Genomic DNA, 21,249 nt, shown 5'->3' with positions numbered 1-21,249 from the left:
ATGTCAGTAACGGACCGGGTCAGGCCTCACGGCCAAGTGGTTGACGACGAAGAGTCCAGCAGCAAGAACGTCCGGCGGCTCGCGTTTTCGCAGCGGCTGTCACGGTGGGACGTCAAGGTGTCGCCCTACCTGTACATCTCGCCGTTCTTCCTGCTGTTTGCCCTCACGGGCTTGTTCCCGCTGCTCTATACCGGCTGGGTTTCCCTGCACAACTGGAACCTGATCGGCGGCCAGGGCAAGTTCATCGGACTCGAGAACTTCGGCTTTGTCCTTGGACAGCCGTATTTCTGGAACGCCGTGGGCAACACGCTGAGCATCTTCCTGCTCTCCTCCGTGCCGCAGGTGGTGCTGGCGCTGTTGATCGCAGCCGTGCTGGACGCGAACCTGCGCGCCAAGACGTTCTGGCGGATGGGTGTTTTGGTGCCCTTCGTCGTCGCTCCGGTGGCAGTTGGACTCATCTTCAACAATTTGTTTGCGGACCAGTTTGGTCTCGTCAACGAAACGTTGGACCTCGTCGGCCTTGACCCGGTCCGCTGGCATTCCGACCAGCTGGCCAGCCACCTCGCGATCGCCACCATGGTGAACTTTCGCTGGATCGGCTACAACGCACTGATCTTCCTTGCAGCGATGCAGGCCATCCCGCGCGAGGTCTTCGAAGCCGCCACCATCGACGGCGCCGGCCGGGTCAGGCAGTTCCTGTCGGTGACGGTCCCGATGCTCCGGCCCACGGTCATCTTCGTGGCCATCACCTCCACGATCGGCGGCCTGCAGATCTTCGACGAGCCGCGCGTGTTCGACCAGTCCGGGCTCGGCGGCGCCGACCGGCAGTGGCAGACGCTCACCATGTACATCTGGGAGCTCGGCTGGGGCCAGCGCAACTTCGGCAGGGCATCGGCGGTGGCGTGGCTGCTGTTCCTGATGATTGTGCTCATTGCGCTGCTGAACTTTCTACTCACACGGCGTATCGCCGGCCAGGGAGGCCGCAAATGAGCTCCATTCCCATGATCCGGCAGACCGCCGGCAAAGGCGCCGCGAGGGCTGCGGCCAGCCGGCCGAACCGCCCAGCCGGCGGGCCGCGCAATCGGCGCGGCGCAGGCGGCGGACGCCGGCCCGGGGTCCTGACCTATGGCTTCCTCGGCGCGGTCCTGCTGGCGTCGCTGTTCCCGCTGTACTGGTCCTTCCTGGTGGGCAGCCATGACAGCACGGTGCTCAGCCGGGGTGTCCCGGTCCTGCCGGGCGGAAACTTCCTGGCCAACGCGGCAAAGGTCTTTGACAGCATCCCCTTCTGGAAAGCCATGGGCAACAGCGTCCTGGTTTCCACCGTCACGGCCGCCTCGGTGGTGGCCTTCTCCACTCTCGCGGGCTTCGCCTTCGCCAAACTGCGCTTCCGCGGCAGCAAGGGGCTTCTGGTTTTTGTGATCGCCACAATGGCGGTACCCACCCAGCTGGGCGTGGTTCCGCTGTTCATCGTGATGGCGAAGCTGGGCTGGACCGGATCCCTCTGGGCCGTCATCATCCCCGGGGTCGTCACCGCCTTCGGCGTGTTCTGGATGACCCAGTACCTGCGCGATGCCCTTCCGGACGAGCTCATCGAAGCCGTCCGGATGGACGGAGCGTCCATGATCCAGGCGTTCTGGTACGTCGGGTTCCCCGCGGCCCGGCCGGCCGCGGCGATGCTGGCTCTCTTCACCTTCGTCGCCACCTGGACCAACTTTTTCTGGCCCTTCATTGTGCTGGACCCGTCCAACCCGACCCTGCCGGTGGCGCTGCAGTTGCTGCAGGCTGCGCACTTCGTGGATTACTCAGTGGTGTTGGCCGGGGCTGTGCTCGCCACCATCCCGCTTTTGCTGCTCTTCATTGCGGCAGGTCGCCAACTCGTTTCAGGAATCATGCAAGGAGCAGTCAAAGGATGAGCACCACCCCAATTACATTCCCCGACGGTTTTCTGTGGGGCGCGGCCACCGCGGCTTACCAGATCGAAGGGGCTGCCCATGAGGGCGGACGGAAGGACTCGATCTGGGACACCTTCGCCCGGGTCCCCGGTGCCGTCGCGGACGCCCACAACGGCGACGTGGCGTGCGACCACTACCACCGCTCGGGCCAGGACGTCGAGCTGATGAAATCGCTGAACCTCAAGGCGTACCGCTTCTCGACGTCGTGGGCCCGCTGCATGCCCGATGGCAGGACGCCGAACCCCGAGGGGATCGCGTTCTACTCCCGGCTCGTTGACGCCCTCCTCGCCGCAGGCATCACTCCCTGGCTGACGCTCTACCACTGGGACCTGCCGCAGGCGCTGGAGGACGAAGGGGGCTGGGCAAACCGCGAAACCGCCGAGCTCTTCGCCGCCTACGCCGTGCTCATGCACGACGCCCTGGGCGACCGGGTCCGCATCTGGACCACGCTCAATGAGCCGTGGTGTTCGGCGTTTCTCGGCTACGCCGCTGGTGTCCACGCCCCGGGCCGGCAGGAACCGGCGGCCGCCCTCGCGGCTGCACACCACCTCCTGCTCGGGCACGGGCTCGCGGCCGCGGAACTGCGCCGGCGCGACCCGGAGGCCAGCCTCGGCATCACCCTGAACCTCACTGTCGCCGACCCTGCCGACCCCGGCTCCGCCGGCGACAGGGATGCAGCCCGCCGGATCGACGGCCTGCACAACCGGATCTTCCTCGACCCGCTCTTCCACGGCGAGTACCCCGCGGACGTGCTGGACGACGTCGCCGGTCTCGGGTTCGACACGGTGGTGCAGGACGGTGACCTGGCCGTCATCGCGGCGCCCCTGGATTTGCTCGGGGTCAACTACTACCAGGGCGAGGCGCTGACCCAGGGGGCGGCAGCCGAGGAAGGGGACCGGCCGGACCCCGTGACGACGACGGCGCAGGCCGCCCCGGCGTCGGCCGACAGACGTGAGGCAACGCCGTTTGTCTCGGCCGAGGGTGTGCACTCCGTCCCGCGCGGTCTTCCGGTGACCGGGATGGGCTGGGAGGTGCAGCCCGAGGGCCTGTACCGGTTGCTGACCCGGCTCCAGCAGGAGTACACCGGCCCGGCCGGCATCCCGCTCTACATGACCGAAAACGGCGCGGCCTACCCGGACGCTCCCGACGCCAACGGCTTCGTCGACGACCAGGACCGGCTGGCCTTCTTCGACGCGCACCTGCGCGCCGTGCACGCCGCGATCGACGCCGGCGCGGACGTCCGCGGCTACCTCGCCTGGTCGCTGCTGGACAACTTCGAGTGGGCGTACGGCTACCACCAGCGCTTCGGCCTGGTCCGGGTGGACTACGAAACCCAGCAGCGGATCCCCAAGGCCAGCGGCCTCTGGTACTCGGCAGTGGCGGCGGCGAACGCCCTGCCGGCGGGGTAGGGCCCGTCCCTGGGCAGGCCGGGCATGTCGTATTCTCAAAGTGATGAGCGAACAGAAGCACGCGGGTCTCCGGTCCGGACCGGCGAGACCGACCCCCACGCTGGAAGACCTCGCGACGGCGGCGGGAGTGTCACGCTCCACCGCCTCGCGGGCTATCAACGGAGGCTCCCGTGTCAGCCCGGAAGCCCAGGCTGCGGTTAATGCCGCGGTGATATCCCTGGGGTACACGCCCAACCGGGCCGCACGCAGCCTCGTCACGCGCCGGACCTCGTCGATCGCCCTGGTGATCAACGAACCCGATGCCCGGGTCATGATGGACCCGTTCTTCGCCGCCGTCATCACGGGGGTGACGGAGGCGCTGCGGGAGACGGAAATGCAGCTGGTCCTGCTGATGTCCCGGGCCGGCGGCGATCCCTCCCGGACGCTCCGGTACCTGCGGGGTGGCCACGTGGACGGCGCCATTGTCGTCTCACACCACAAGGCAGACGGCTGGACCGAAGAGCTTGCCGCCGCGGGGCTGCCCACCGTCTTCATCGGACGGCCATGGGATACCGGGCTGGGGATCCACTACGTGGATGTGGACAGTTTCGAAGGCGGCCGCCTGGCGGCGCTGCACCTGGCGGCCGCCGGACGCACCCGGCTGGCAACCATCACCGGCCCGCTCGACATGACCGCAGCCGCGGACCGGCTCGAGGGATGGCAGGCCGGCCTCAGGGAAGCCGGGCTGCCGCCGGGGCCGGTCGCACACGGAGATTTCACCCCTGCCGGGGGCACCGAAGCGGCCGAACGGCTCCTGGCCGAGGACAGCAGCGTCGACGGCATTTTCGCCGCGTCCGACCTCATGGCGCGCGGTGCCATTACGGCCCTGCTGGCGGCCGGGCGCACGGTGCCCGGGGACGTCGCCGTCGTCGGCTTCGACGACCATCTCGCGGCGCCGGGCGAGCTGCCCTTGACCACGGTCAACCAGCCCACGGTAGAAATGGCGGCCCAGGCGGGCCGCCTCCTGCTCGCGGACATCGAAGACCCTGGGACCAGCCGGGACCCGCTGATTTTCCCGGCCCGCCTCGTTATCAGGGACAGCACCCTGCCGCAGCCGGGGTAGGCGGACCGGCGGCTGCCGGCAGGGGCGTTCCAGAGGACCGGCCTTATCGGGCCGGCCCTACCGGACCGGTCGACGGCGGCTTAGCGGCCGTGCCGGCCGTGGCCGTGCCATCCGGCCGAGTCGACCACCTGGACCGCGACGCCGAGGGTGCCCTTCTTGAGGCTGCCCCAGGCGTACACAATCGTGTTCTTGCCCGCGGTGACCCGAATGTCCGCCGGGCCGATCAGCGGCTTGGTGGTCCCGGCGGCCGCGACCGAGGCGGACACCTTCCCGGCCTTCAGCGTCAGCACTTCCTGGTCCGGGTTCGTCAGGTCCTCGATGACGGCGGTCTTCCCCGCAAGAACGTCCACGGCGGGCGCCGCCGCCACGTGCCTGACTGTCAGCTTGCCCTGGCCCCGGGGGCTGGGCGAGGTGTCGTTCTTGAACAGGGTGGCGGTGGGATCCCCGTCCTCATCCAGGTGGGCCACGGCGGTGTAGTTCCGGCCCTCCCTGAGCTTCACCTCGACCGGGCCGATCACCGCGTCGTCAGCGCTCTTGGCGTTGGCGGCCGTGACAGCAATCTTGTAATTGCCGCTCTCGAGCTTCAGCGGGCCCGCAAGCTTGCCGGGCTTGAAGTCGTCCAAGGTGAGCTTGCCATTCACCCATACGTCCACGGTCAGGCCGGGGACGCCGTGCAAAACGGACAGGACGGCGTCGTCGCCGTGGTGCCTGCCGCCGTCGTGCTTCCCGCCGGCCTGGGCCGGGGCGGCAAACGCGAGGGCGGCCGCCATCGACACGGCACCGGCGGCATAAACGGTTTTACGCATTTCAAACTCCTCATTGAGTTGCCCGGATCCGGGCGGTGATTTGCTTACACCGTTACTACCGGCCGGGCACCTGCTTTGGATGCAGCCGGTTGGACCTTTTTGCCCCGCCCGGCTCAGCCCTTGCGGTCCAGCAGCAGGTTGGTGATCCGCAACGTGCAGAGCCGGTCGCCGGCCTCGTTGGTGATCAGCACCTCGTGGGTCGTCACCGTGCTGCCGAGGTGGATCGGGGTGGCCGTAATCGTGACCAGCCCCTCTCGGGCGGACTTGTGGTGCGTGGCTGAAACGTCCACACCCACCGCGGTCTTGCCCAGTGTGCTGGCGTGGATCACCGAAGCCCAGGAACCCACGGCCTCGCCCACGGCCAGCGAGGCGCCGCCGTGCAGCAGGCCGAAGGACTGGCGGTTTCCTTCCACCGGCATGGTCGCCACGACGCGTTCCACCGACTCCTCGACGATTTTGACCCCCATCTTCTCGTCCAGTTCGCCGAGGGTGATCTTCCACAGCTCGGTACCGCTTTGAAGGTCGCGGGGCTCGGGCGTCATAGCGTCTCCTCTGGTGCTCTGGCCTGTCACGGGCCGTCCGGTCCTGCCGCTACTAGTGTGCCGCAGGGCTCATTCATGTACTGTAGACATATTACCGAACGGACGGTCAGTAATGCGCTGGCCGTGTTGATCTTGCCCCGCGTTGGAAGGACCCGTCAACGATGACCACCACTGCAACAGCTCCGGAACCCTCAGTAGGCACCGTCGAGATCGTCCCCAGCTTCATCCGGAACTCGTGGTGGACCCCCGACGCCGCCTCCGCAACCGGCGCCGCCCCCGTGCTGGACGCAAGCACCGGTGAACTCCTGGCCAGGGTGAGCACCGAGGGCCTGGACCTCGCCGCCGTCGTCGACTACGGCCGCACCACCGGGCAGGCCGAACTGGGCAAGCTGACCTTCCACCAGCGTGCCCTCAAGCTCAAGGAACTGGCCCAGTACCTCAACGGCCGCCGCGAGGAGTTCTACGCGCTGTCCGCGCAGACGGGCGCCACCAAGATCGATTCGATGATCGACATCGACGGCGGCATCGGCGTGCTGTTCACCTTCGGCTCCAAGGGCCGGCGCGAGCTGCCCAACGCCCAAGTGGTGGTGGACGGCCCCATGGAGGTGCTCTCGAAGGACGGGTCCTTCGCCGGCGAGCACATCTACACCCGGATCCCGGGCGTCGCCGTGCAGATCAACGCCTTCAACTTCCCGGTCTGGGGCATGCTCGAGAAGCTCGCCCCGGCCTTCATCGCCGGCGTCCCCACCATCGTCAAACCCGCCACCCCCACCGGCTACGTTGCCGCGGCGGTGGTGAAGGCGATCGACGAATCCGGCATCCTGCCCCAGGGCTCGCTGCAGCTCGTCTCCGGCTCGGTCCGCACCCTGCTGGACCACCTGGACTACCGTGACCTCGTGGCCTTCACCGGCTCCGCGTCCACCGCCAACACGCTCAAGTCCCACCCCAACGTGGTCAAGGGCGGGGTGCGCTTCACCTCCGAAACCGACTCGCTCAACGCCGCCATCCTGGGCCCGGACGCCGTGAAGGGCACGCCGGAATTCGACGCGTTCATCAAGTCCCTGGTCACCGAGATGACCGCCAAGGCCGGCCAGAAATGCACCTCCATCCGCCGCGCGATCGTGCCGCAGGAACTGGTGTCCGACGTCGTCGCCGCCGTGGGGGAGCGGATCACCGAACGCGTCGTGCTCGGCGACCCGCGCGCCGAGGGCGTCACGATGGGCGCCCTCGCCTCCCGTGAGCAGCTCGCCGACGTGCGCGCCGCCGTCCAGTCGATGCTCGACGCCGGCGGCGAGCTCGCCTACGGCACCCTCGACTCGCCCAAGGTCACCAGCGCGGACGGGAGCGTCGGCGTCGTCGAGGACGGCGCGTTCATGTCCCCGGTGCTGCTGAGCTGGGCCGACCCGGAAGCCGAAGAGGTCCACTCACTCGAAGCCTTCGGCCCGGTCTCCTCGGTGATCGGCTACACCGACCTCGCCGACGCCGTCCGCCTCGCCGCCCGCGGCGGCGGCTCGCTGGTCGCCTCGGTCTGCACCAACGACCCGGCCGTGGCCCGCGAACTCGTCACCGGCATCGCAGCCCACCACGGCCGCGTCCTGATGCTCAACCGCGAGGACGCCCGCAGCTCCACCGGCCACGGCTCCCCGGTCCCGCACCTGGTCCACGGCGGCCCCGGCCGCGCCGGCGGCGGCGAGGAACTGGGCGGCATCCGCTCGGTCATGCACCACATGCAGCGCACCGCCATCCAGGGCTCGCCCAACATGCTGACGGCCGTCACGGGCGTCTGGCACACCGGCGCGGACCGCAACTTCACGCTCGAGACCGAGGGCCAGCACCCGTTCCGGAAGCACCTGAGCACGCTGCACATCGGCGACGCCATCCGCTCGGAACTGCGCGAGGTCTCGCTGGAGGAGATCACCAAGTTCGCGAACTCCACCGGCGACACGTTCTACGCCCACACCAACCAGGAAGCGGCGGAAGCGAACCCGTTCTTCCCCGGCATCGTGGCGCACGGCTACCTGCTTTTGGCTTGGGGTGCCGGGCTGTTCGTGGAGCCTGCGCCGGGCCCGGTCCTGGCCAACTACGGTCTGGAAAACTTGCGCTTCATCACCCCGGTCGCGGCCGGCGACTCCATCCGGGTCACCCTGACGGCCAAGAAGATCACCCCGCGCGAGACCGACGAATACGGCGAGGTGGCCTGGGACGCGGTCCTGACCAACCAGCACGATGAAATTGTGGCCACCTACGACGTGCTCACCCTCGTGGAGAAATAGCCCCTTCCGACGCTCCCTCACATAATGCGGTTCCGTTGCGGACGCTCCCTCAGGTCCGGTCACTTCCTGCCTGACGCTCCCTCAGGTCCGGTCACTTCCTGCCTGACGCTCCCTCAGGTGATGAGGGAGCGTCGGCCGTGGGGCTGCCGGATGTGAGGGAGCGTCGGCCGTGGGGCTGCCGGACGTGAGGGAGCGTCGGGTGCTAGGTGCGGAATTGCCGGGTTCTTTCAGCCCGGCTGCGGCGTAAAATCGTGCTCGTAGGAGGTGGCGAAATGTCCCTAGTACTGAGTAAAGCCACAACAGTCCTGCCAGTCGATGACGCAGCACGTGCCCGGCATTTCTATGCGGACACCCTGGGGCTCCCGCACCGTGGCGTGGCAGAGGACGGAAGCGAACTATTCGGCTCAGAAGGCGGCCCCATGCTGCAGCTGATGCCCGTCAAGGATGGAAAGCATTCAGAGCACACCACCCTGAGTTTCGAAGTCAGCGAGATCGAACGCACCGTCAAAGAGATGGAAGCCAAGGGCGTCACGTTCCAGGACTACGATCTCCCCGATCTCAAGACCGAGAACCACATCTGTACGACGGATTCGGAGAAGTGCGCCTGGTTCATGGACTCGGAGCACAACGTTCTCTGCGTGCACGAGAACATCACCACGGCAGCCGACTACCAGCTCTGAGCGGCGGCGCCCGGCCTTCCGGCCGCGGAACGGAATTGCAGAACAGCGTCCCGGCCTTCCGGGGCGCTGTTCCATGTCCGCGCTAGGGCCGCGGGGGCCTGTCCCCGTGCTGCACCCCGGGTGTAGCTTGAAACCGGATTCCCGGTTAGCGGAGGCGAGGCGCGCAGACATGGCTGATTCGTCTTCCCGGCCGGCATCCGAAACCAGGAACCGTCGCGTCGCCTGGCTGCCGCGCACCCGCATGGGCACCGTGGCTCTGGTCCTGGACCTCGCCATGGTCGCCTTCCCGGTGTGGGTCCTGCCGTCCTGGTACCTCGTGACCTTATTGGTGGGTGCCGGCGGCATGTTCGAGTCGCCCCGGGTGCTGGCCGCGAACAGTGTTTTCCAGGGCCTCGTGGTGACCGGCACGCTGGCGGTCAACCTGGCCGCGTTGCTCCGCGCTAAGGACTACTCGATCCTGCTCGGGCTGGCCGTGCTCCCGCTGTCCGCCGTGGTGCTGTACCTGGGCTGGCTCGTGGCCGTGAACGGGTTTCACGGCCTTCCGGGGTGACATTGACACGGACACGCCGACGGGTGGCGGTGGAGAAGGCGCAGCAACCGTCAAAGTCCCCCGGACCGTCGGCCCGTAAGCGGAGTTCCGGCCCGTCAGCGTTAACCGCAGCGCGATCCCGCGGTAGGCGGCGTCAGGCCTTGGCGGGGACGTGGAGGCCGTGGAAGGCCATGGTGATGACGTCGTCGGCCAGCTTCGCAGGGGAGAGTGAACCGCCCGGCTTGTACCACTCGACGATCGAGTTGATGGTGCCGAACAGCAGCCGGGTCACAGTGCGGGGATCAATGTCCTGGCGCAGCGAGCCTTCGTCGCGGGCCTCGGAAATCAGGGCCGCCACCTTGTGGTCGAAGGTGCGCCGGCGCTCCAGCGCGTCACGCTCAATTTCGGTGTTGCCGCGCAACCGCAGCAGCAGGGTGACGAACGGCAGCCGTTCCACCAAGACAGAGATGGTCTCGCGGACCACGAACTCCAGCCGGGCCTCGGCGGTCCCGGTCCTCGCCTCGGGCCGGTCCAGGATGGCCTCGAGGCCGCCCAAGGCATGGTCGAGGGCGAGTTTGAGGAGATCGCCCTTGGACGGCACGTGGTGGTAGATCGCGGACTTCGAGATGCCCAGGTTCTCGGCAAGGATGCCCATCGAGGTGGCGTCGTAGCCGTGGCGGTTGAAGACGTCGACGGCGATCAGCAGCACCGACTGCTGGTCATAGCCGGGGCGGCCGCGCTTGGTGCTGGTTCCTGTGCTGGGCATACTCGCTAGTTTCTCATGAACGGTCGGTCGGCCCGGCAGCCGTGGCCTGGGAGGTCGTGGCTGCCGGGCGGGCCCGGTGGCTGAACAAACCCGAGGAGGTCAGGCCTTCGGGCGCAGGTCGTAGATCCGGCGCAGCTTGCCGTTGGAGCGCTCCAGCGAACCGGGATCGACGACGTCGACCGTGCAGGAGGAGCCGACGTGGATCTTGATCTGCTGCTGCAGCACCTTCGCCGCCGCCGCGCTGCCCTCGATCGTGACGGCCTCGCGGCGCTCGATCTTGACCGTCAGCTGGTCCATCCGCTGGCCTTCCGGGCGGGTGAGTTCCAGCTGGAAGTGCGGGCTGAGCTCCGGGATGCGCAGTGCGATTTCCTCGATCTGGGAGGGGAACAGGTTCACGCCGCGCAGGATGATCATGTCGTCGCTGCGGCCGGTGATGCGGCCCATCCGGCGGTGCGCCGGGCGGGCGGTGCCGGGCAGCAGCCGGGTGAGGTCCTTGGTGCGGTAACGGATGATCGGCAGGGCTTCCTTGGTGAGCGAGGTGAAGACCAGCTCGCCGGGTTCGCCGTCGCCCAAGACCACGGACGGGTCGAAGGCGTCGATGATCTCGGGGCGGAAGTGGTCCTCCCAGATGTGGCTGCCGTCCTGGGTCTCCACGGCCTCGCCGGCGACGCCCGGGCCCATGACCTCGGAGAGGCCGTAGATGTCGCAGGCCTTGATGTTCATCATCACTTCGAGCTCGTGGCGCATTTCCTCGGTCCACGGCTCGGCGCCGAGCACGGCGTACTTGAGCGAGGTGGAGGCCGGGTCGATACCCTGCTTCATCATCGCGTCCGCGATGGTCAGCAGGTACGTCGGCGTGGCCAGGATGGCGTCGGGCTTGAAGTCCTGGATCAGCGTAATCTGGCGTTCAGTCTGGCCGCCGGAGATCGGTATGACGGTGCAGCCCAGGGCTTCGGCCCCGGCGTGGGCGCCCATGCCGCCGGTGAACAGGCCGTAGCCGTAAGCGTTGTGGACCTTCATGCCGGGGCGGACGCCGGAGGCACGCAGCGAACGGGCCACGAGCTTGGCCCAGTCGGCGAGGTCCTTCTTGGTGTAACCGACCACGGTGGCGCGGCCGGTGGTGCCGGAGCTGGCGTGGATCCGGGCCACCTCGTGCTGCGGCACGGCGAACATGCCGAAGGGGTACTCCAGCCGGAGGTCCTCCTTGGTGGTGAAGGGGAACTTCCCCAGGTCCGAGAGCTCGCGGAGGTCCGTCGGGTGCACGCCCGCCTCGTCGAACTTGCGCTTGTACAGGGGGACGCGGTCGTAGGCGTACGCCAAGGTGTGCTGCAGGCGGCTGAGCTGCAAGGCCTCCAGCTCGTCGCGGGAGATGGTTTCTTCGCGGTCCAGGACGGCGTCGCTGGGGGCGAGGGCAGATTCGGCGGTGGGGGTGGTCATCTGGGTCCCTATTTCTATTTCTTGGAGATGGTGCGGCTGCGGCCGCGGAACTCGGCGATGAGTTCGCCCGGAGCGATGTCGGTGGGGAGTCCGCCCGGGAGTGTGGTGGTCGGGGTGGAGCTGGCTGGAGACTCTGCCGGGCCGGGGGTCGCGTCGGGGTCGGCGGCGTAGATCTGGACGTCGTAGAGGCCGCTGCGGCCGGTGCTGGCGCGGTGGTTGGCGACGGCGGTGAGGATCTGCCCGCGGAAGGCCGGTTTGATGAAGTTGATGTCGACGCCGGAGGCCACCGTGATGGACCCCGCGTCGGCCGGGCCCGGCTTCACCGGATTGCAGGCGAGGGCGAACGCGGTGTCGCCGAAGGCGAAGATCATTCCGCCGTGGGCCATGCCGAAACCGTTGAGCATTTCCTGCCGGAGCGGCATCCGGATGGTGGCGTGGCCGTCGTCGAGCGCCAGGACCTTAATGCCCATCCATTCGGAGGCGTAGTCGTCTTTCAGGACGGGGTGGGTGTCACCGGAAATCGTCAGTTCAGCCATGCGTCGTTGCCTCCAGCTTTATTTACCGAATGTTCATTAGGTAATCCCATCCGGGTGCCCGCTGTCAAGGGGTGTAAGTATGCTGGGACACATGGCCAAAGGAATATATGTCAGCGCGACGACCCCGGGATCCGGAAAGTCGCTCATCGCCCTGGGCCTGGCGGACACGCTCCACCGGCACGCGGACCGCATCGGCTTCTTCAAACCCGTCGTGCACGGCCGCGCCGACGCCGACCCGATGGTCGCGCTGATGAAATCCCGGTTCGACCTCGACGACGACCGCTGCCGGGCCGGCCTGACCTTCGCCGAGGTCCGCGGCCTCCTCGCGGAAGGAAAACGCGAGGAGATCGACTCCCGCTGCGTGGAGATCTTCGCGGAAATGTCCCGGCACTGCGACGTGGTGATTATTGAGGGCACAGACCTGACCGGCCAGGACGCCGCCGTCGAGTTCGACCTCAATGCCCGGCTCGCCAACAACCTCGCGGCGCCGATGGTCGCCGTCGTCGGGGCAAGGGGCCGCACCGTGGCCGAAACCGCGGACGCCGTCGAGGTGGCCCGCAAGGAGCTCCTCGCCGAGCGGTGCGCCCTGCTCGCGATCATGGTCAACCGTGCCGATCCCGAGGACGTGGAGGCGATCGCCGCGGCGGTCCGCCCGGGTGCCTCCGGCCGCCCCGTGTACGTCTTCCCCGAACTGGAGGACATCGCGCGGCCCACCACCGGCGAGGTCGCGTCCGCGCTGGGCATCGGCCAGGTGGCCGGCCTGCCGGACCTGGAGCGCGACGTGCACTCGGTCAAGGTGGCGGCCATGAACGTGGCCAACTTCCTGCACGTGCTCGACGACGGCGCGCTGGTGATCGTCCCCGGCGACCGGGCGGACGTACTGGTGGCCTGCCTCGCGTCCTCGTTCTCGCCGGAGTTCCCGGTGCCGTCGGCGCTCATCCTGACCGGCGGGCTGGCCCCGGACCCCACCATCTACTCGCTGCTGGCGCAGGCCCCGTTCCCGATCTTCGCCGCCCCGGACGACACCTACGTGACCGCCAAACGCGTCTCCGAGGTGCGCAGCGAAATCTGGTCCGGCCACCGCCGCAAGGTCGCGTCCGCGCTGGGCCTGTGGGCCAAACGGGTGGACGAGGCGGAACTGCTGGAACGCCTGCACCTGCCGCGGCCGGAGCGGATGACGCCGCTGCGGTTCCTGCACGACCTGATCGAACGGGCCCGTTCGCAGCGCCGCCACATCGTCCTGCCGGAGGGCACGGACGTCCGGATCCTGCGGGCCGCGGAGATCCTGCACCGCCGCGACGTCTGCGAGCTCACCGTGCTGGGCCGCGAGTCCGTGGTCCGCGAGCTCGCCGCCACGCAGGGAATCGACCTGACCGGGATCAACATCGTGGACCCGGCCACCTCGGAGCTGCGGCAGGGCTTCGCGCAGAAGTACGCGGAACTGCGCGCGCACAAGGGCGTGGACCTGGCGAAAGCGCTCGAGGTGATGCAGGACGAAAGCTACTTCGGCACCATGATGGTCCAGCTCGGTGTGGTGGACGGCATGGTCTCCGGGGCCGCGCACACCACGGCGCACACCATCCGGCCGGCGCTGGAGTTCGTCAAGACCCGCGAGGGCGTCAAGATCGTCTCCTCGGTGTTCCTCATGCTGATGCCGGACCGGGTCCTGGTCTACGGCGACTGCGCCGTCAACCCCGAACCCAACGTGGAACAGCTCGCGGACATCGCGCTGGCCTCGGCGGAAACCGCGGCCCAGTTCGGCGTCGAGCCTCGGGTGGCGATGCTCTCCTACTCCACCGGCGGCTCCGGGTCCGGCGAAGCGGTTGACGCGGTCCGCCAGGCCACCGAGCTGGTGCGCCAGCGGCGCCCGGACCTCGCGGTGGAGGGCCCCATCCAGTACGACGCCGCCGTCGACGCCGCCATCGGCGAGTCCAAGATGCCCGGCTCGTCCGTGGCCGGGCAGGCGACGGTCTTCATCTTCCCGGACCTGAACACCGGCAACAACACCTACAAGGCGGTCCAGCAGTCCTCCGGTGCGGTCGCCGTCGGGCCCGTGCTGCAGGGGCTCCGCAAGCCGGTCAACGATCTGTCCCGCGGCTGCACCGTGGACGACATCCTGAACACGGTCGCCATCACGGCGATCCAGGCCCAGTCGGTGCAGCCGGCCGCCGAACCGCCCGCAGGGCAGCCCACCGCACTGCCCGTTGACGCCAAGGCTTAGGAGGCCCCATGCTCGTGCTCGTCATCAACTCAGGCTCGTCCTCGCTCAAGTACCAGGTCCGCGACGTCGAAGCGGGCAGTGTCCTCGCGGAGGGGCTGGTCGAGAAGATCGGGATGGGTAACGGCGGCGACGGCGACGGCGAGATCGAGGGCCCCCGCGACCACGCCGAGGCGCTGGAACAGGTGGACGCGGCGATCCACGAGGCGCTGGGCGACCGGCCGCTGGACGCCGTGGGCCACCGCGTGGTGCACGGCGGCGAACGCTTTTCCGAACCCGTGCTGGTCAACAATGAGATCACCCGCGCCATTGAGCGGCTGAACCCGCTGGCGCCGCTGCACAACCCGGCCAATGTGCTCGGCATCCGGGCGATCGCGAAGAAATGGCCGGACCTGCCGCAGGTGGCCGTCTTTGATACCGCCTTCCACCGCACCCTGCCCGAGCACGCGTGGCGCTACGCCGTGCCGGACGAGCTCTACACCAACCACGGCATCCGGCGCTACGGCTTCCACGGCACCTCGCACGAGTACGTGGCGCACCGGGCCGCGGCGCTGCTGGACCTGCCGGTGGAGGAGTTCGACGCCGTGATCGCCCACCTCGGCAACGGCGCCTCGGTCACCGCCATCCGCGGCGGCAAATCCATTGACACCTCGATGGGCTTCACCCCGCTGGAGGGCCTGGTGATGGGCACCCGTTCCGGCGACCTGGACCCCTCCATCCTGGTCTTCCTGGGCCGGGCCGGCTGGTCCGCCGAGGACATTGATTCGATGCTCAACCGCCAGTCCGGGCTGAAGGGCCTCGCCGGGAACAACGACATGCGCTCGGTCGTCGAGGCGGCGGAGGCCGGCGACGCGAGGTCCGCGATGGCGCTTGCCGTGGCTTCCTACCGGCTGGCGAAGTACATCGGCGGCTACCACGTGGCCGTCGGCGGCGCGAAGGCGCTGGTCTTCACGGCCGGAATCGGCGAGAACTCGCACCAGTTCCGCGGCCTTGTCACGGAACGGCTGGGGGCGCTGGGCGTGGAGCTCGACGCCGGACTGAACCGCGAGCGGTCGAAGGAACCTCGGGTGATTTCGACGCCGGGTTCGGCGCTGCCGGTGCTGGTGGTGCCGACCGACGAGGAACGCGCGATCGCGGAGGCGACGGCCGCCGTCGTCGCCCACTCATCGGTTGCTCCGTAACCGCCCTTTTGGCCGCGCATAACGGCACTGCCGGGCCCACGCCGGCAGGGTTCCCTGACCGAGCTTGCGAGGGGAGGGGGCCGGCGGGGAGCAGCCGACGGGGTTACGGGTCCTAGGCTGGGGAGATGACCGAACTGAACCTGCCCCTGCGCACCCGGCGGCTGGTGCTGCGCCGTTTCGAGGCCGGGGACCTCGACGCGTTCTACGCCTACCATTCGCTGCCCGAGACGGCCCGGTTCCTGCCCGGGGAGGCGAAGAGCTACACCAAGTCCATGGAGTCCGTGGGCAAGTACGCCAACTTCGTCTTCGAGAAGGAGGGCGACTGGATCTGCCTGGCCATCGAAGCAGCGGACGCGCCCGGGCTGCTGGGGGAGGTAGTGCTCAAGTGGCTGCCCGGCTGCGGCCAGGCCGAGATCGGCTGGAGCCTCGCCCCGGCGGCCCGCGGGAAGGGGTACGCGGCCGAGGCCGCCGCGGCGCTGCTGAAGCTGGGCTTCGAGGACCTCGGCTTCCACCGGATCGACGCCAAGCTGGACGCCCTCAATACCGCCTCCGCCGCCCTGTGCGAGCGGCTCGGCATGCGGCTGGAATCGACCCAGGTGGACAAGTGGCATTACAAGGGCCAGTGGGCCACCGAGGTGGTTTACGCGATCCTCGCCGACGAGTGGAGGGCCCGGCAGACGTCCGGCTGAGCTTGTCCAGCCCGGAGTTCTGCACCGGCGGCCAGTCGGGTTGTCTGGACCGTGGTGGACGTTGACGGAGAGGACACGAGGTTGGTGACTTGCCAAAGATGGCCGCTTGGAGAGTTCCATAGCGGCCATCTTCGGCAAACGAACCTGTGCGTAGCGCTTCGGCGTAGCCTGCCGTGCCGGGAACGCCCCCGCTCCCGGTTTACGGCCCCGCCTCCAGTTCGGCTCCCACCCCCCCTACGGTGCGGGCGGGGCTGTGTCCGTGGGGGCAGCCGACGTCGTGACCGGGGCCGGTTCGACGGCGCCACCCGCAGTGTCGCCGCCGGCAGGCTGGCTGGGATCGGGCGCCAGCGTGGAGTCCGGCGCGGGCGGCACGGTTTCGCCCGGCGGGGGCGGTTCCGTGACGCCGGTCGACGGCGATGGGGAGGACGACGGCGTGGCCGACGGGGAAGCCGTTGCCGGCGGTGTCGGCGTGGCAGCCCCGGCCGGCGCCGCGCTGGGATCCGTTCGGACGATCTCCATGATCTGTTCCTTGAATCCACTCAACGTGCCCTGGATCTCAGCGAGCGGGACGTTCTGCAGGTTGCGCCCGTACTCGGCGATCTGCTGCCACAACGCGTTGAGCCGGGACGTGCCCTCCGGGCTTAGCGGCCCGTCCAGGGTGAGGACCAGCTGGCTGGCCAGGGCGTAGGTGAGGCAGCGGAGGCAGTTGTTGTTGGCCGCCGCGGAGAGGTTCTCCGGAACGATCACATCCGCCTGCCCCACGATCAGCACAACCTGGAATCCCACGGCGACAGCGGCGCAGTCCTTGCAACTGGCGAAGGCGTAGGCCTCGTTCCGGTTGCGCACGTCCTCCCCGTCCTCGGCCCAGACCAGCGCGAAGGCGACGTCATAGACCACAGAGCTATCCGTGGTGTTGACTGCCAGTGACTGGTTGCCGCCTTCCGCGGGAGCCGCCGGTTTGTCGAAGGGGAACACCCAGGAGGGGGCCTCCGCCGTGGTGCCGGATCCGCCGGTCGGGACAGACCCCTCGCGGGGCACCAGGACCATGCTCAACTGGGGGTCCTCGCGGGTCGGTTTAGGGGCGCCCTGGGGCCAGAGCGCCACTGTCCGTCCGGCCTGGCCTTCCTTCATCCGGTTGGCCGAGGCGGCGGGGAAAACAGCTGTGGTGATGTCGCCCAGGGTGCCCCGTTCATAGGGCTGAACCGGGCGGTAGCTTTCGGCGCCGGGCCACCAGGCCCACGCGAGGCCCGCGGCGACAGCGACGACGGCGGCCATCGCCACGCCGCGCTGCAGCGCCTTGCCCTGCGTCTTTTGCCAGAGGCTGCTGATCAGTTGACGCCCCATGCGCAGCAGGATGTAGAAGATGCCCAGGATGGGCAGTCCGATGCAGATGATCGCCAGCACACGCACGGCCGCGTCGGCGAAGTCGCCGTTGGCTGCGCTGTGGGTGAGCATGGCCTGCTGCTTCCAGCCGTTGTCCCAGGCCGTGCCGAGGATCCTCGGCAGGGCAATGACCATGGTGACCAGGCTGAACACCAGCAGGGGAACAGTGACCAGCACCCAGACGGTGACGACGGCGCGGGCCCAGGGCTTGAGCAGTTGGGCCTCGGGATCGGTCTTGCGCCAGGGGACCAGGGCCAACAGGGTCGGTTTGATCCGCTGGAACAGGTCCGGGACCCCAGTGGCGTCGGCGAGGATGTGGTAGCCGTCAAAGCGGACCATGGGCATCAACTGCCGGACCATTTGCAGGATCTGGGTGACCACCACCAGCAGGAGCGCATCGAAGCCGGTGGCCCACCAGACGCCCATGATGGCCACGGCCACGATGGCGTTGAAGTACAGGCCGCCCACATCGGTGCGGAGGCGTCCGGCGCGGCCCAGCCGGTAGGAGTCGGTGACGTCGGTGTAGAAGGCGGGCCACATCAGGTACAGGCCGGTGCCCATGGCGCCCGGCGTGGCGCCCCCGCGTCGGGCGGCCGCAGCGTGACCGAATTCGTGGAAGCCGGCCGAGAGTACGGTGACCAGCAGGATCAGCAGCACCAGCCCGGGATTTGCGAAGGCCTCGTGCGTGGCCGAGGCAAGTCCCTTGACCATCAGCACCCACCAGCAGGTGGCGAGGAAGGCGGCAGTCACGGCGACGACGATCAGCGGGTTGAACAGCGTTGCGAACGGTGCGGTGAGCTTCCGGGTGCGTTCCGGATCCGTGACGGAGTACCGGAACCGCATGCCCAGGAGCGGGTTGGATTTCTTGACCGCCGGCTGGGAGCCGTCGGCCAACCGCAGCAGGCCCAAGGGCAGCAGCTGGGACTCGATCAGGGTCTGGACGTTCCCGGCACTGACCTGCTTCCCGTAGGCGCTGCCGGCGTGCTGTGCAATCTCCTCCAAACTGCGGCGGCCGTCCACGGCTTCCAGCACCAGGTAGAGCAGCCGCGTCAACTGCAGTGTCTGTCCGTCGGCGCGCCGAACCAGGGACGGCGCCTGCTTGTAGCCGGAGCCCTTCGTCTCGCCGAGTAGTTGGACGCCGTCGGCCCGGGCCGGGGGCGGCAGGGTGACGGCGGCAGCAGAGACCGGCGGGCCGTCCTGCGCGGACGGCCCGCCGTGCAAAGTAGTCACTGAGCGGCTACTGCTGGATGTTCGACTGCTGATCGGCCGAGGCCGCAGCCTCGCCCTCGATGTTCTGGTTGATGATCGCGTCCTGCTGCGAGACCGCGTAGGAATCGCTGTCGATTGAACCGATGTTGGCCGCGACCGCGGCGTCGATCGGGGCCGCAACGTTGGCATTGGCGGCCACCGCGCCGTTGATCGGCGCGGTGATGCCGGCGTTGGCATCGAGGTTGACGTCGACGTTGAGTAGGTTGCCGTTGAGGGCGCCGGCAGCGTCGGTCGGCAGCGCGCCAAGGTCGGAAGCAGTACCGTCCGGCAGGACATCCGTGGCGCCGTCCAGCGTCCCGTCCACGGCGCCGTCGAGGGTGCCGCCGTCCAACGTGCCGCCGTCGAGGGTGCCGCCGGCGTCGACGGTGGGGGAGGCGGCGCCGTCGGCCGTCCCGGCATCGCCGGTGGTGGCGGGCGCGTCGGAACCGGAGGCCTGGTCGATGCCGCTGTCCTGGACGGAGGTGGCGTTGGCGTCGGCGACGATGCCCTGGTTGATGATGACGCCCTGGTCGGAGAGGGCCTGCGACTCCGAGCCGGCGGAGAGGATGTTCGCCGATGCGGCGGCGTCGATGGGTGCGGCGACATTGGCGTTGGCCGCGACGGCAAGGTCGATCGGCGCGGCGGCTTCGATGCCCAGGTTCAGGTCGGCATTTAAGTCCAGGACCGAGGCCACTTCCTTGTCCGGCAGCGCGGTGGCAGCCTCGGACATCAGTTCCTCGTCGGACAGGGCGTTCATAGCGGGTTCAGTACTCACGATTGACTCCAGTTCCGGCACGGCTGCTGCTGCCCCCAATGAGCAGTCTCTCCACCGATGTGCCTAGTGCAGGTCAATAGTAAGCATGATGATCAAATTTGGGTATGCGGCGGACCGGGAGTCCGCGGGATCGCAGGTGGATATGTGCCACCTTCGAGCGCCGGCGCGCCGCCGAAGCCAGCCTCGCGGACGAAAAACTGAGTGCGGCACCAGGCCCAGGGCCGGACCGGGGTCCCGACGCTCCCGCCCCATTGTTCCCGTCTGCTCGGCTTCCGGCCGCGGCAGGTTCCGGGAAACCTGCGGCGGCCCGGGGCCAACCCGGGTTGCGGTGGCGAACAACTGGGCTGGAGCGCCGCCGACCGGTCATGGCTGCGGCCCTGCACTTCGCGTTCACCGGGTGTTCCGGGGTCGGATGCCTGGCTCTCCTAGTCTCGCCGCAGGAGCGGCACGTTTGAGTTGCCGTCCAGCGACGAGAGGGAACGATGATTTCGAACATCAGCGAACATAAACTGAGCAGGCGGGCGGCCCTGGCTGCCGCCGGGACGATCGGGGCGCTGGGCGTCGCGATGTCCGCAGCGGCGGGGAGCCAAGCGGCCCCGGGGGCCAAGGCCCCCAAGCCCACCCTGGTATTCCGCCCGGACGGCACGTTCAAAGTGGTCCAGTTCAACGACACGCAGGACGATGAGCAGACCGACCGCCGCACGATCGAACTGATGGACCGCACCCTCGATGCCGAAAAGCCTGATTTCGTGGTCATCAACGGCGATGTGATCAATGGGGGATGCGACACGGCCCTGGACGTCAAGCAGGCACTCAACCAGGTGGTCCGGCCGATGGAGAGCCGGAAGATTCCGTGGGCGGTGACGTTCGGCAACCATGACGAGGATTCGGCGAACAGGACGGGCATGACCGAAGCAAAGATGCTCCGGTTCCTGCAGACCTACCAGTACAACCTGAACGCGGACTCGGTGCCCGGCCTGACCGGAACCTCCAACTCTCAACTGCTGGTCCAGTCCTCCCGGTCACGGGATGCGGCTTTCGGCCTGTGGCTCATCGACACGGGCCGGTACGCCCCGGACGCCATCAACGGCCAGGACTTCGCGGGCTATCCGGACTGGGACTGGGTACGCATGGATCAGGTCACCTGGTACCGGAACCAGTCCCTTGCTACGGAGCGGAAGTATGGGAAGAAGATTCCCTCCCTCATGTGGGGCCATATCGCCCTGCACGAGCACCGCAATATGTGGTTCGCCAGCATCGACTCGCGGACGGACGCGGACCACGCACGGGCCGTGGCCAAACACGGCATCGTCGGCGAGCGCAACGAGGCCGAATGCCCGGGGCCCTTCAACTCCGGGCTGTTCAGCGCGTTCCTCGAGCGCGGAGATGTGCGCGGCTACTTTGTGGGCCACGACCATGTCAACACCTACGTCGGCAACTACTACGGTGTTCAGCTCGGCTACGGGCCCGGGACCGGCTTCGGAGCCTACGGGCTGGCCGGCGCGGATCGGAACAGGCTGCGCGGCGCACGTGTTTTTGAGCTCGACGAGAACCACCCGGGAATCTATAAGGACACCCGGCTGGTCTTCGCCAAGGACTTTGGCATCGATCTGACGGCAAATGACCAGCCGATCGTTCCGCTCCCGCTGGACCCGGCCCAACGTTAAGGCGCAACGCAAAGGCGCAAAGCTAACGGGTCCGGCGCGGCAGTCTGCGCCGCCAG

Annotated in this window: 18 protein-coding genes; 11 read left to right on the top strand and 7 right to left on the bottom strand. The window is 68.3% G+C overall.

Going from position 1 to position 21,249, the window contains the following annotated elements:
• Genes ABIN76_RS00495 through ABIN76_RS00480 form a run of 4 tightly spaced genes read left to right on the top strand, consistent with a single transcriptional unit; the run spans nucleotide 1 to nucleotide 4,463 of the window.
• Nucleotides 1-990, top strand: coding sequence for a sugar ABC transporter permease (locus ABIN76_RS00495; RefSeq protein ID WP_346957765.1), 990 nt, complete (start codon nucleotides 1-3; stop codon nucleotides 988-990).
• On the top strand, nucleotides 987-1,913 hold the full coding sequence (locus tag ABIN76_RS00490) for a carbohydrate ABC transporter permease (RefSeq protein ID WP_346957764.1): 927 nt from the start codon (nucleotides 987-989) through the stop codon (nucleotides 1,911-1,913). Before ABIN76_RS00495 ends, ABIN76_RS00490 begins: the two co-directional genes overlap by 4 nt.
• On the top strand, nucleotides 1,910-3,361 hold the full coding sequence (locus tag ABIN76_RS00485) for a family 1 glycosylhydrolase (RefSeq protein ID WP_346957763.1): 1,452 nt from the start codon (nucleotides 1,910-1,912) through the stop codon (nucleotides 3,359-3,361). Before ABIN76_RS00490 ends, ABIN76_RS00485 begins: the two co-directional genes overlap by 4 nt.
• Nucleotides 3,362-3,404: 43 nt before the next feature.
• Nucleotides 3,405-4,463 (top strand): LacI family DNA-binding transcriptional regulator, encoded by a 1,059-nt coding sequence (locus tag ABIN76_RS00480; RefSeq protein ID WP_346957762.1) that lies wholly within the window; start codon nucleotides 3,405-3,407, stop codon nucleotides 4,461-4,463.
• Nucleotides 4,464-4,543: 80 nt separating this feature from the next.
• On the opposite strand, the gene ABIN76_RS00475 is transcribed toward ABIN76_RS00480, so the two are convergent.
• Together ABIN76_RS00475 and ABIN76_RS00470 are read right to left on the bottom strand one after the other, a co-directional pair.
• The gene (locus ABIN76_RS00475) at nucleotides 4,544-5,269 is read right to left on the bottom strand and encodes a DUF4397 domain-containing protein (RefSeq protein WP_346957761.1); all 726 of its coding nucleotides are present in this window, start codon (nucleotides 5,267-5,269) and stop codon (nucleotides 4,544-4,546) included.
• Nucleotides 5,270-5,382: 113 nt separating this feature from the next.
• Entirely contained in the window at nucleotides 5,383-5,811 is a 429-nt protein-coding gene (locus ABIN76_RS00470) for a hotdog fold thioesterase (protein WP_346957760.1), read from the bottom strand.
• Nucleotides 5,812-5,972: 161 nt separating this feature from the next.
• Between ABIN76_RS00470 and paaZ the strand changes: the two genes are divergently transcribed.
• The 3 genes from paaZ (at nucleotide 5,973) to ABIN76_RS00455 (ending at nucleotide 9,314) form a co-directional block, all read left to right on the top strand.
• A complete protein-coding gene (gene paaZ / locus ABIN76_RS00465; RefSeq protein WP_346957759.1) occupies nucleotides 5,973-8,084 on the top strand; it encodes a phenylacetic acid degradation bifunctional protein PaaZ in 2,112 nt (703 codons plus the stop codon).
• 272 nt (nucleotides 8,085-8,356) lie between these two features.
• The gene (locus tag ABIN76_RS00460; RefSeq protein ID WP_346957758.1) at nucleotides 8,357-8,764 is read left to right on the top strand and encodes a VOC family protein; all 408 of its coding nucleotides are present in this window, start codon (nucleotides 8,357-8,359) and stop codon (nucleotides 8,762-8,764) included.
• Between the two features lie 169 nt (nucleotides 8,765-8,933).
• Complete coding sequence (locus ABIN76_RS00455; protein WP_346957757.1) at nucleotides 8,934-9,314, top strand: hypothetical protein; 381 nt, start codon at nucleotides 8,934-8,936, stop codon at nucleotides 9,312-9,314.
• 133 nt (nucleotides 9,315-9,447) lie between these two features.
• On the opposite strand, the gene ABIN76_RS00450 is transcribed toward ABIN76_RS00455, so the two are convergent.
• From ABIN76_RS00450 to ABIN76_RS00440, 3 genes are all read right to left on the bottom strand, one after another.
• Nucleotides 9,448-10,059, bottom strand: coding sequence for a TetR/AcrR family transcriptional regulator (locus ABIN76_RS00450; RefSeq protein WP_346957756.1), 612 nt, complete (start codon nucleotides 10,057-10,059; stop codon nucleotides 9,448-9,450).
• A 99-nt stretch (nucleotides 10,060-10,158) separates the two neighbouring features.
• Nucleotides 10,159-11,496 (bottom strand): phenylacetate--CoA ligase PaaK, encoded by a 1,338-nt coding sequence (gene paaK, locus ABIN76_RS00445; RefSeq protein ID WP_346957755.1) that lies wholly within the window; start codon nucleotides 11,494-11,496, stop codon nucleotides 10,159-10,161.
• Between the two features lie 14 nt (nucleotides 11,497-11,510).
• Nucleotides 11,511-12,032: a hotdog fold thioesterase gene (locus ABIN76_RS00440; RefSeq protein WP_346957754.1), complete on the bottom strand. Its 522-nt coding sequence runs from the start codon at nucleotides 12,030-12,032 to the stop codon at nucleotides 11,511-11,513.
• A gap of 91 nt (nucleotides 12,033-12,123) precedes the next feature.
• On the opposite strand from ABIN76_RS00440, the gene pta reads away from it, so the two are divergent.
• The 3 genes from pta (at nucleotide 12,124) to ABIN76_RS00425 (ending at nucleotide 16,120) form a co-directional block, all read left to right on the top strand.
• On the top strand, nucleotides 12,124-14,253 hold the full coding sequence (gene pta, locus ABIN76_RS00435) for a phosphate acetyltransferase (RefSeq protein ID WP_346957753.1): 2,130 nt from the start codon (nucleotides 12,124-12,126) through the stop codon (nucleotides 14,251-14,253).
• Between the two features lie 8 nt (nucleotides 14,254-14,261).
• Nucleotides 14,262-15,431, top strand: coding sequence for an acetate kinase (locus tag ABIN76_RS00430; RefSeq protein WP_346957752.1), 1,170 nt, complete (start codon nucleotides 14,262-14,264; stop codon nucleotides 15,429-15,431).
• Nucleotides 15,432-15,556: 125 nt separating this feature from the next.
• Nucleotides 15,557-16,120 carry a GNAT family protein gene (locus ABIN76_RS00425; RefSeq protein ID WP_346957751.1) on the top strand — a complete coding sequence of 188 codons (564 nt, stop codon included), beginning with the start codon at nucleotides 15,557-15,559 and terminating at the stop codon, nucleotides 16,118-16,120.
• A 234-nt stretch (nucleotides 16,121-16,354) separates the two neighbouring features.
• Here ABIN76_RS00425 and ABIN76_RS00420 read toward each other — a convergent pair whose 3' ends face one another.
• On the bottom strand, nucleotides 16,355-18,733 hold the full coding sequence (locus ABIN76_RS00420; RefSeq protein ID WP_346957750.1) for a hypothetical protein: 2,379 nt from the start codon (nucleotides 18,731-18,733) through the stop codon (nucleotides 16,355-16,357).
• A 7-nt stretch (nucleotides 18,734-18,740) separates the two neighbouring features.
• Nucleotides 18,741-19,526, bottom strand: coding sequence for a peptidoglycan-binding protein (locus ABIN76_RS00415; protein ID WP_346957749.1), 786 nt, complete (start codon nucleotides 19,524-19,526; stop codon nucleotides 18,741-18,743).
• A 482-nt stretch (nucleotides 19,527-20,008) separates the two neighbouring features.
• Between ABIN76_RS00415 and ABIN76_RS00410 the strand changes: the two genes are divergently transcribed.
• The gene (locus tag ABIN76_RS00410; RefSeq protein WP_346957748.1) at nucleotides 20,009-21,193 is read left to right on the top strand and encodes a metallophosphoesterase family protein; all 1,185 of its coding nucleotides are present in this window, start codon (nucleotides 20,009-20,011) and stop codon (nucleotides 21,191-21,193) included.
• The last annotated feature ends 56 nt before the right edge of the window (nucleotides 21,194-21,249 follow it).

Source organism: uncultured Arthrobacter sp., from assembly GCF_964021775.1.
In the GTDB taxonomy this organism is placed as follows: domain Bacteria; phylum Actinomycetota; class Actinomycetes; order Actinomycetales; family Micrococcaceae; genus Arthrobacter.
This window is presented reverse-complemented; position numbering and strand designations above follow the sequence as displayed.

Excerpts from the sequence above, each read along its gene's own strand:
- paaZ (WP_346957759.1), top strand. The coding sequence starts at position 5,973 with ATGACCACCACTGCAACAGCTCCGGAACCCTCAGTAGGCACCGTCGAG.
- ABIN76_RS00425 (WP_346957751.1), top strand. The coding sequence starts at position 15,557 with ATGACCGAACTGAACCTGCCCCTGCGCACCCGGCGGCTGGTGCTGCGC.
- ABIN76_RS00490 (WP_346957764.1), top strand. The coding sequence starts at position 987 with ATGAGCTCCATTCCCATGATCCGGCAGACCGCCGGCAAAGGCGCCGCG.
- ABIN76_RS00470 (WP_346957760.1), bottom strand. The coding sequence starts at position 5,811 with ATGACGCCCGAGCCCCGCGACCTTCAAAGCGGTACCGAGCTGTGGAAG.
- ABIN76_RS00450 (WP_346957756.1), bottom strand. The coding sequence starts at position 10,059 with ATGCCCAGCACAGGAACCAGCACCAAGCGCGGCCGCCCCGGCTATGAC.
- ABIN76_RS00485 (WP_346957763.1), top strand. The coding sequence starts at position 1,910 with ATGAGCACCACCCCAATTACATTCCCCGACGGTTTTCTGTGGGGCGCG.
- ABIN76_RS00440 (WP_346957754.1), bottom strand. The coding sequence starts at position 12,032 with ATGGCTGAACTGACGATTTCCGGTGACACCCACCCCGTCCTGAAAGAC.
- ABIN76_RS00430 (WP_346957752.1), top strand. The coding sequence starts at position 14,262 with ATGCTCGTGCTCGTCATCAACTCAGGCTCGTCCTCGCTCAAGTACCAG.
- ABIN76_RS00495 (WP_346957765.1), top strand. The coding sequence starts at position 1 with ATGTCAGTAACGGACCGGGTCAGGCCTCACGGCCAAGTGGTTGACGAC.
- pta (WP_346957753.1), top strand. The coding sequence starts at position 12,124 with ATGGCCAAAGGAATATATGTCAGCGCGACGACCCCGGGATCCGGAAAG.
- paaK (WP_346957755.1), bottom strand. The coding sequence starts at position 11,496 with ATGACCACCCCCACCGCCGAATCTGCCCTCGCCCCCAGCGACGCCGTC.
- ABIN76_RS00410 (WP_346957748.1), top strand. The coding sequence starts at position 20,009 with ATGATTTCGAACATCAGCGAACATAAACTGAGCAGGCGGGCGGCCCTG.
- ABIN76_RS00475 (WP_346957761.1), bottom strand. The coding sequence starts at position 5,269 with ATGCGTAAAACCGTTTATGCCGCCGGTGCCGTGTCGATGGCGGCCGCC.
- ABIN76_RS00455 (WP_346957757.1), top strand. The coding sequence starts at position 8,934 with ATGGCTGATTCGTCTTCCCGGCCGGCATCCGAAACCAGGAACCGTCGC.
- ABIN76_RS00460 (WP_346957758.1), top strand. The coding sequence starts at position 8,357 with ATGTCCCTAGTACTGAGTAAAGCCACAACAGTCCTGCCAGTCGATGAC.
- ABIN76_RS00480 (WP_346957762.1), top strand. The coding sequence starts at position 3,405 with ATGAGCGAACAGAAGCACGCGGGTCTCCGGTCCGGACCGGCGAGACCG.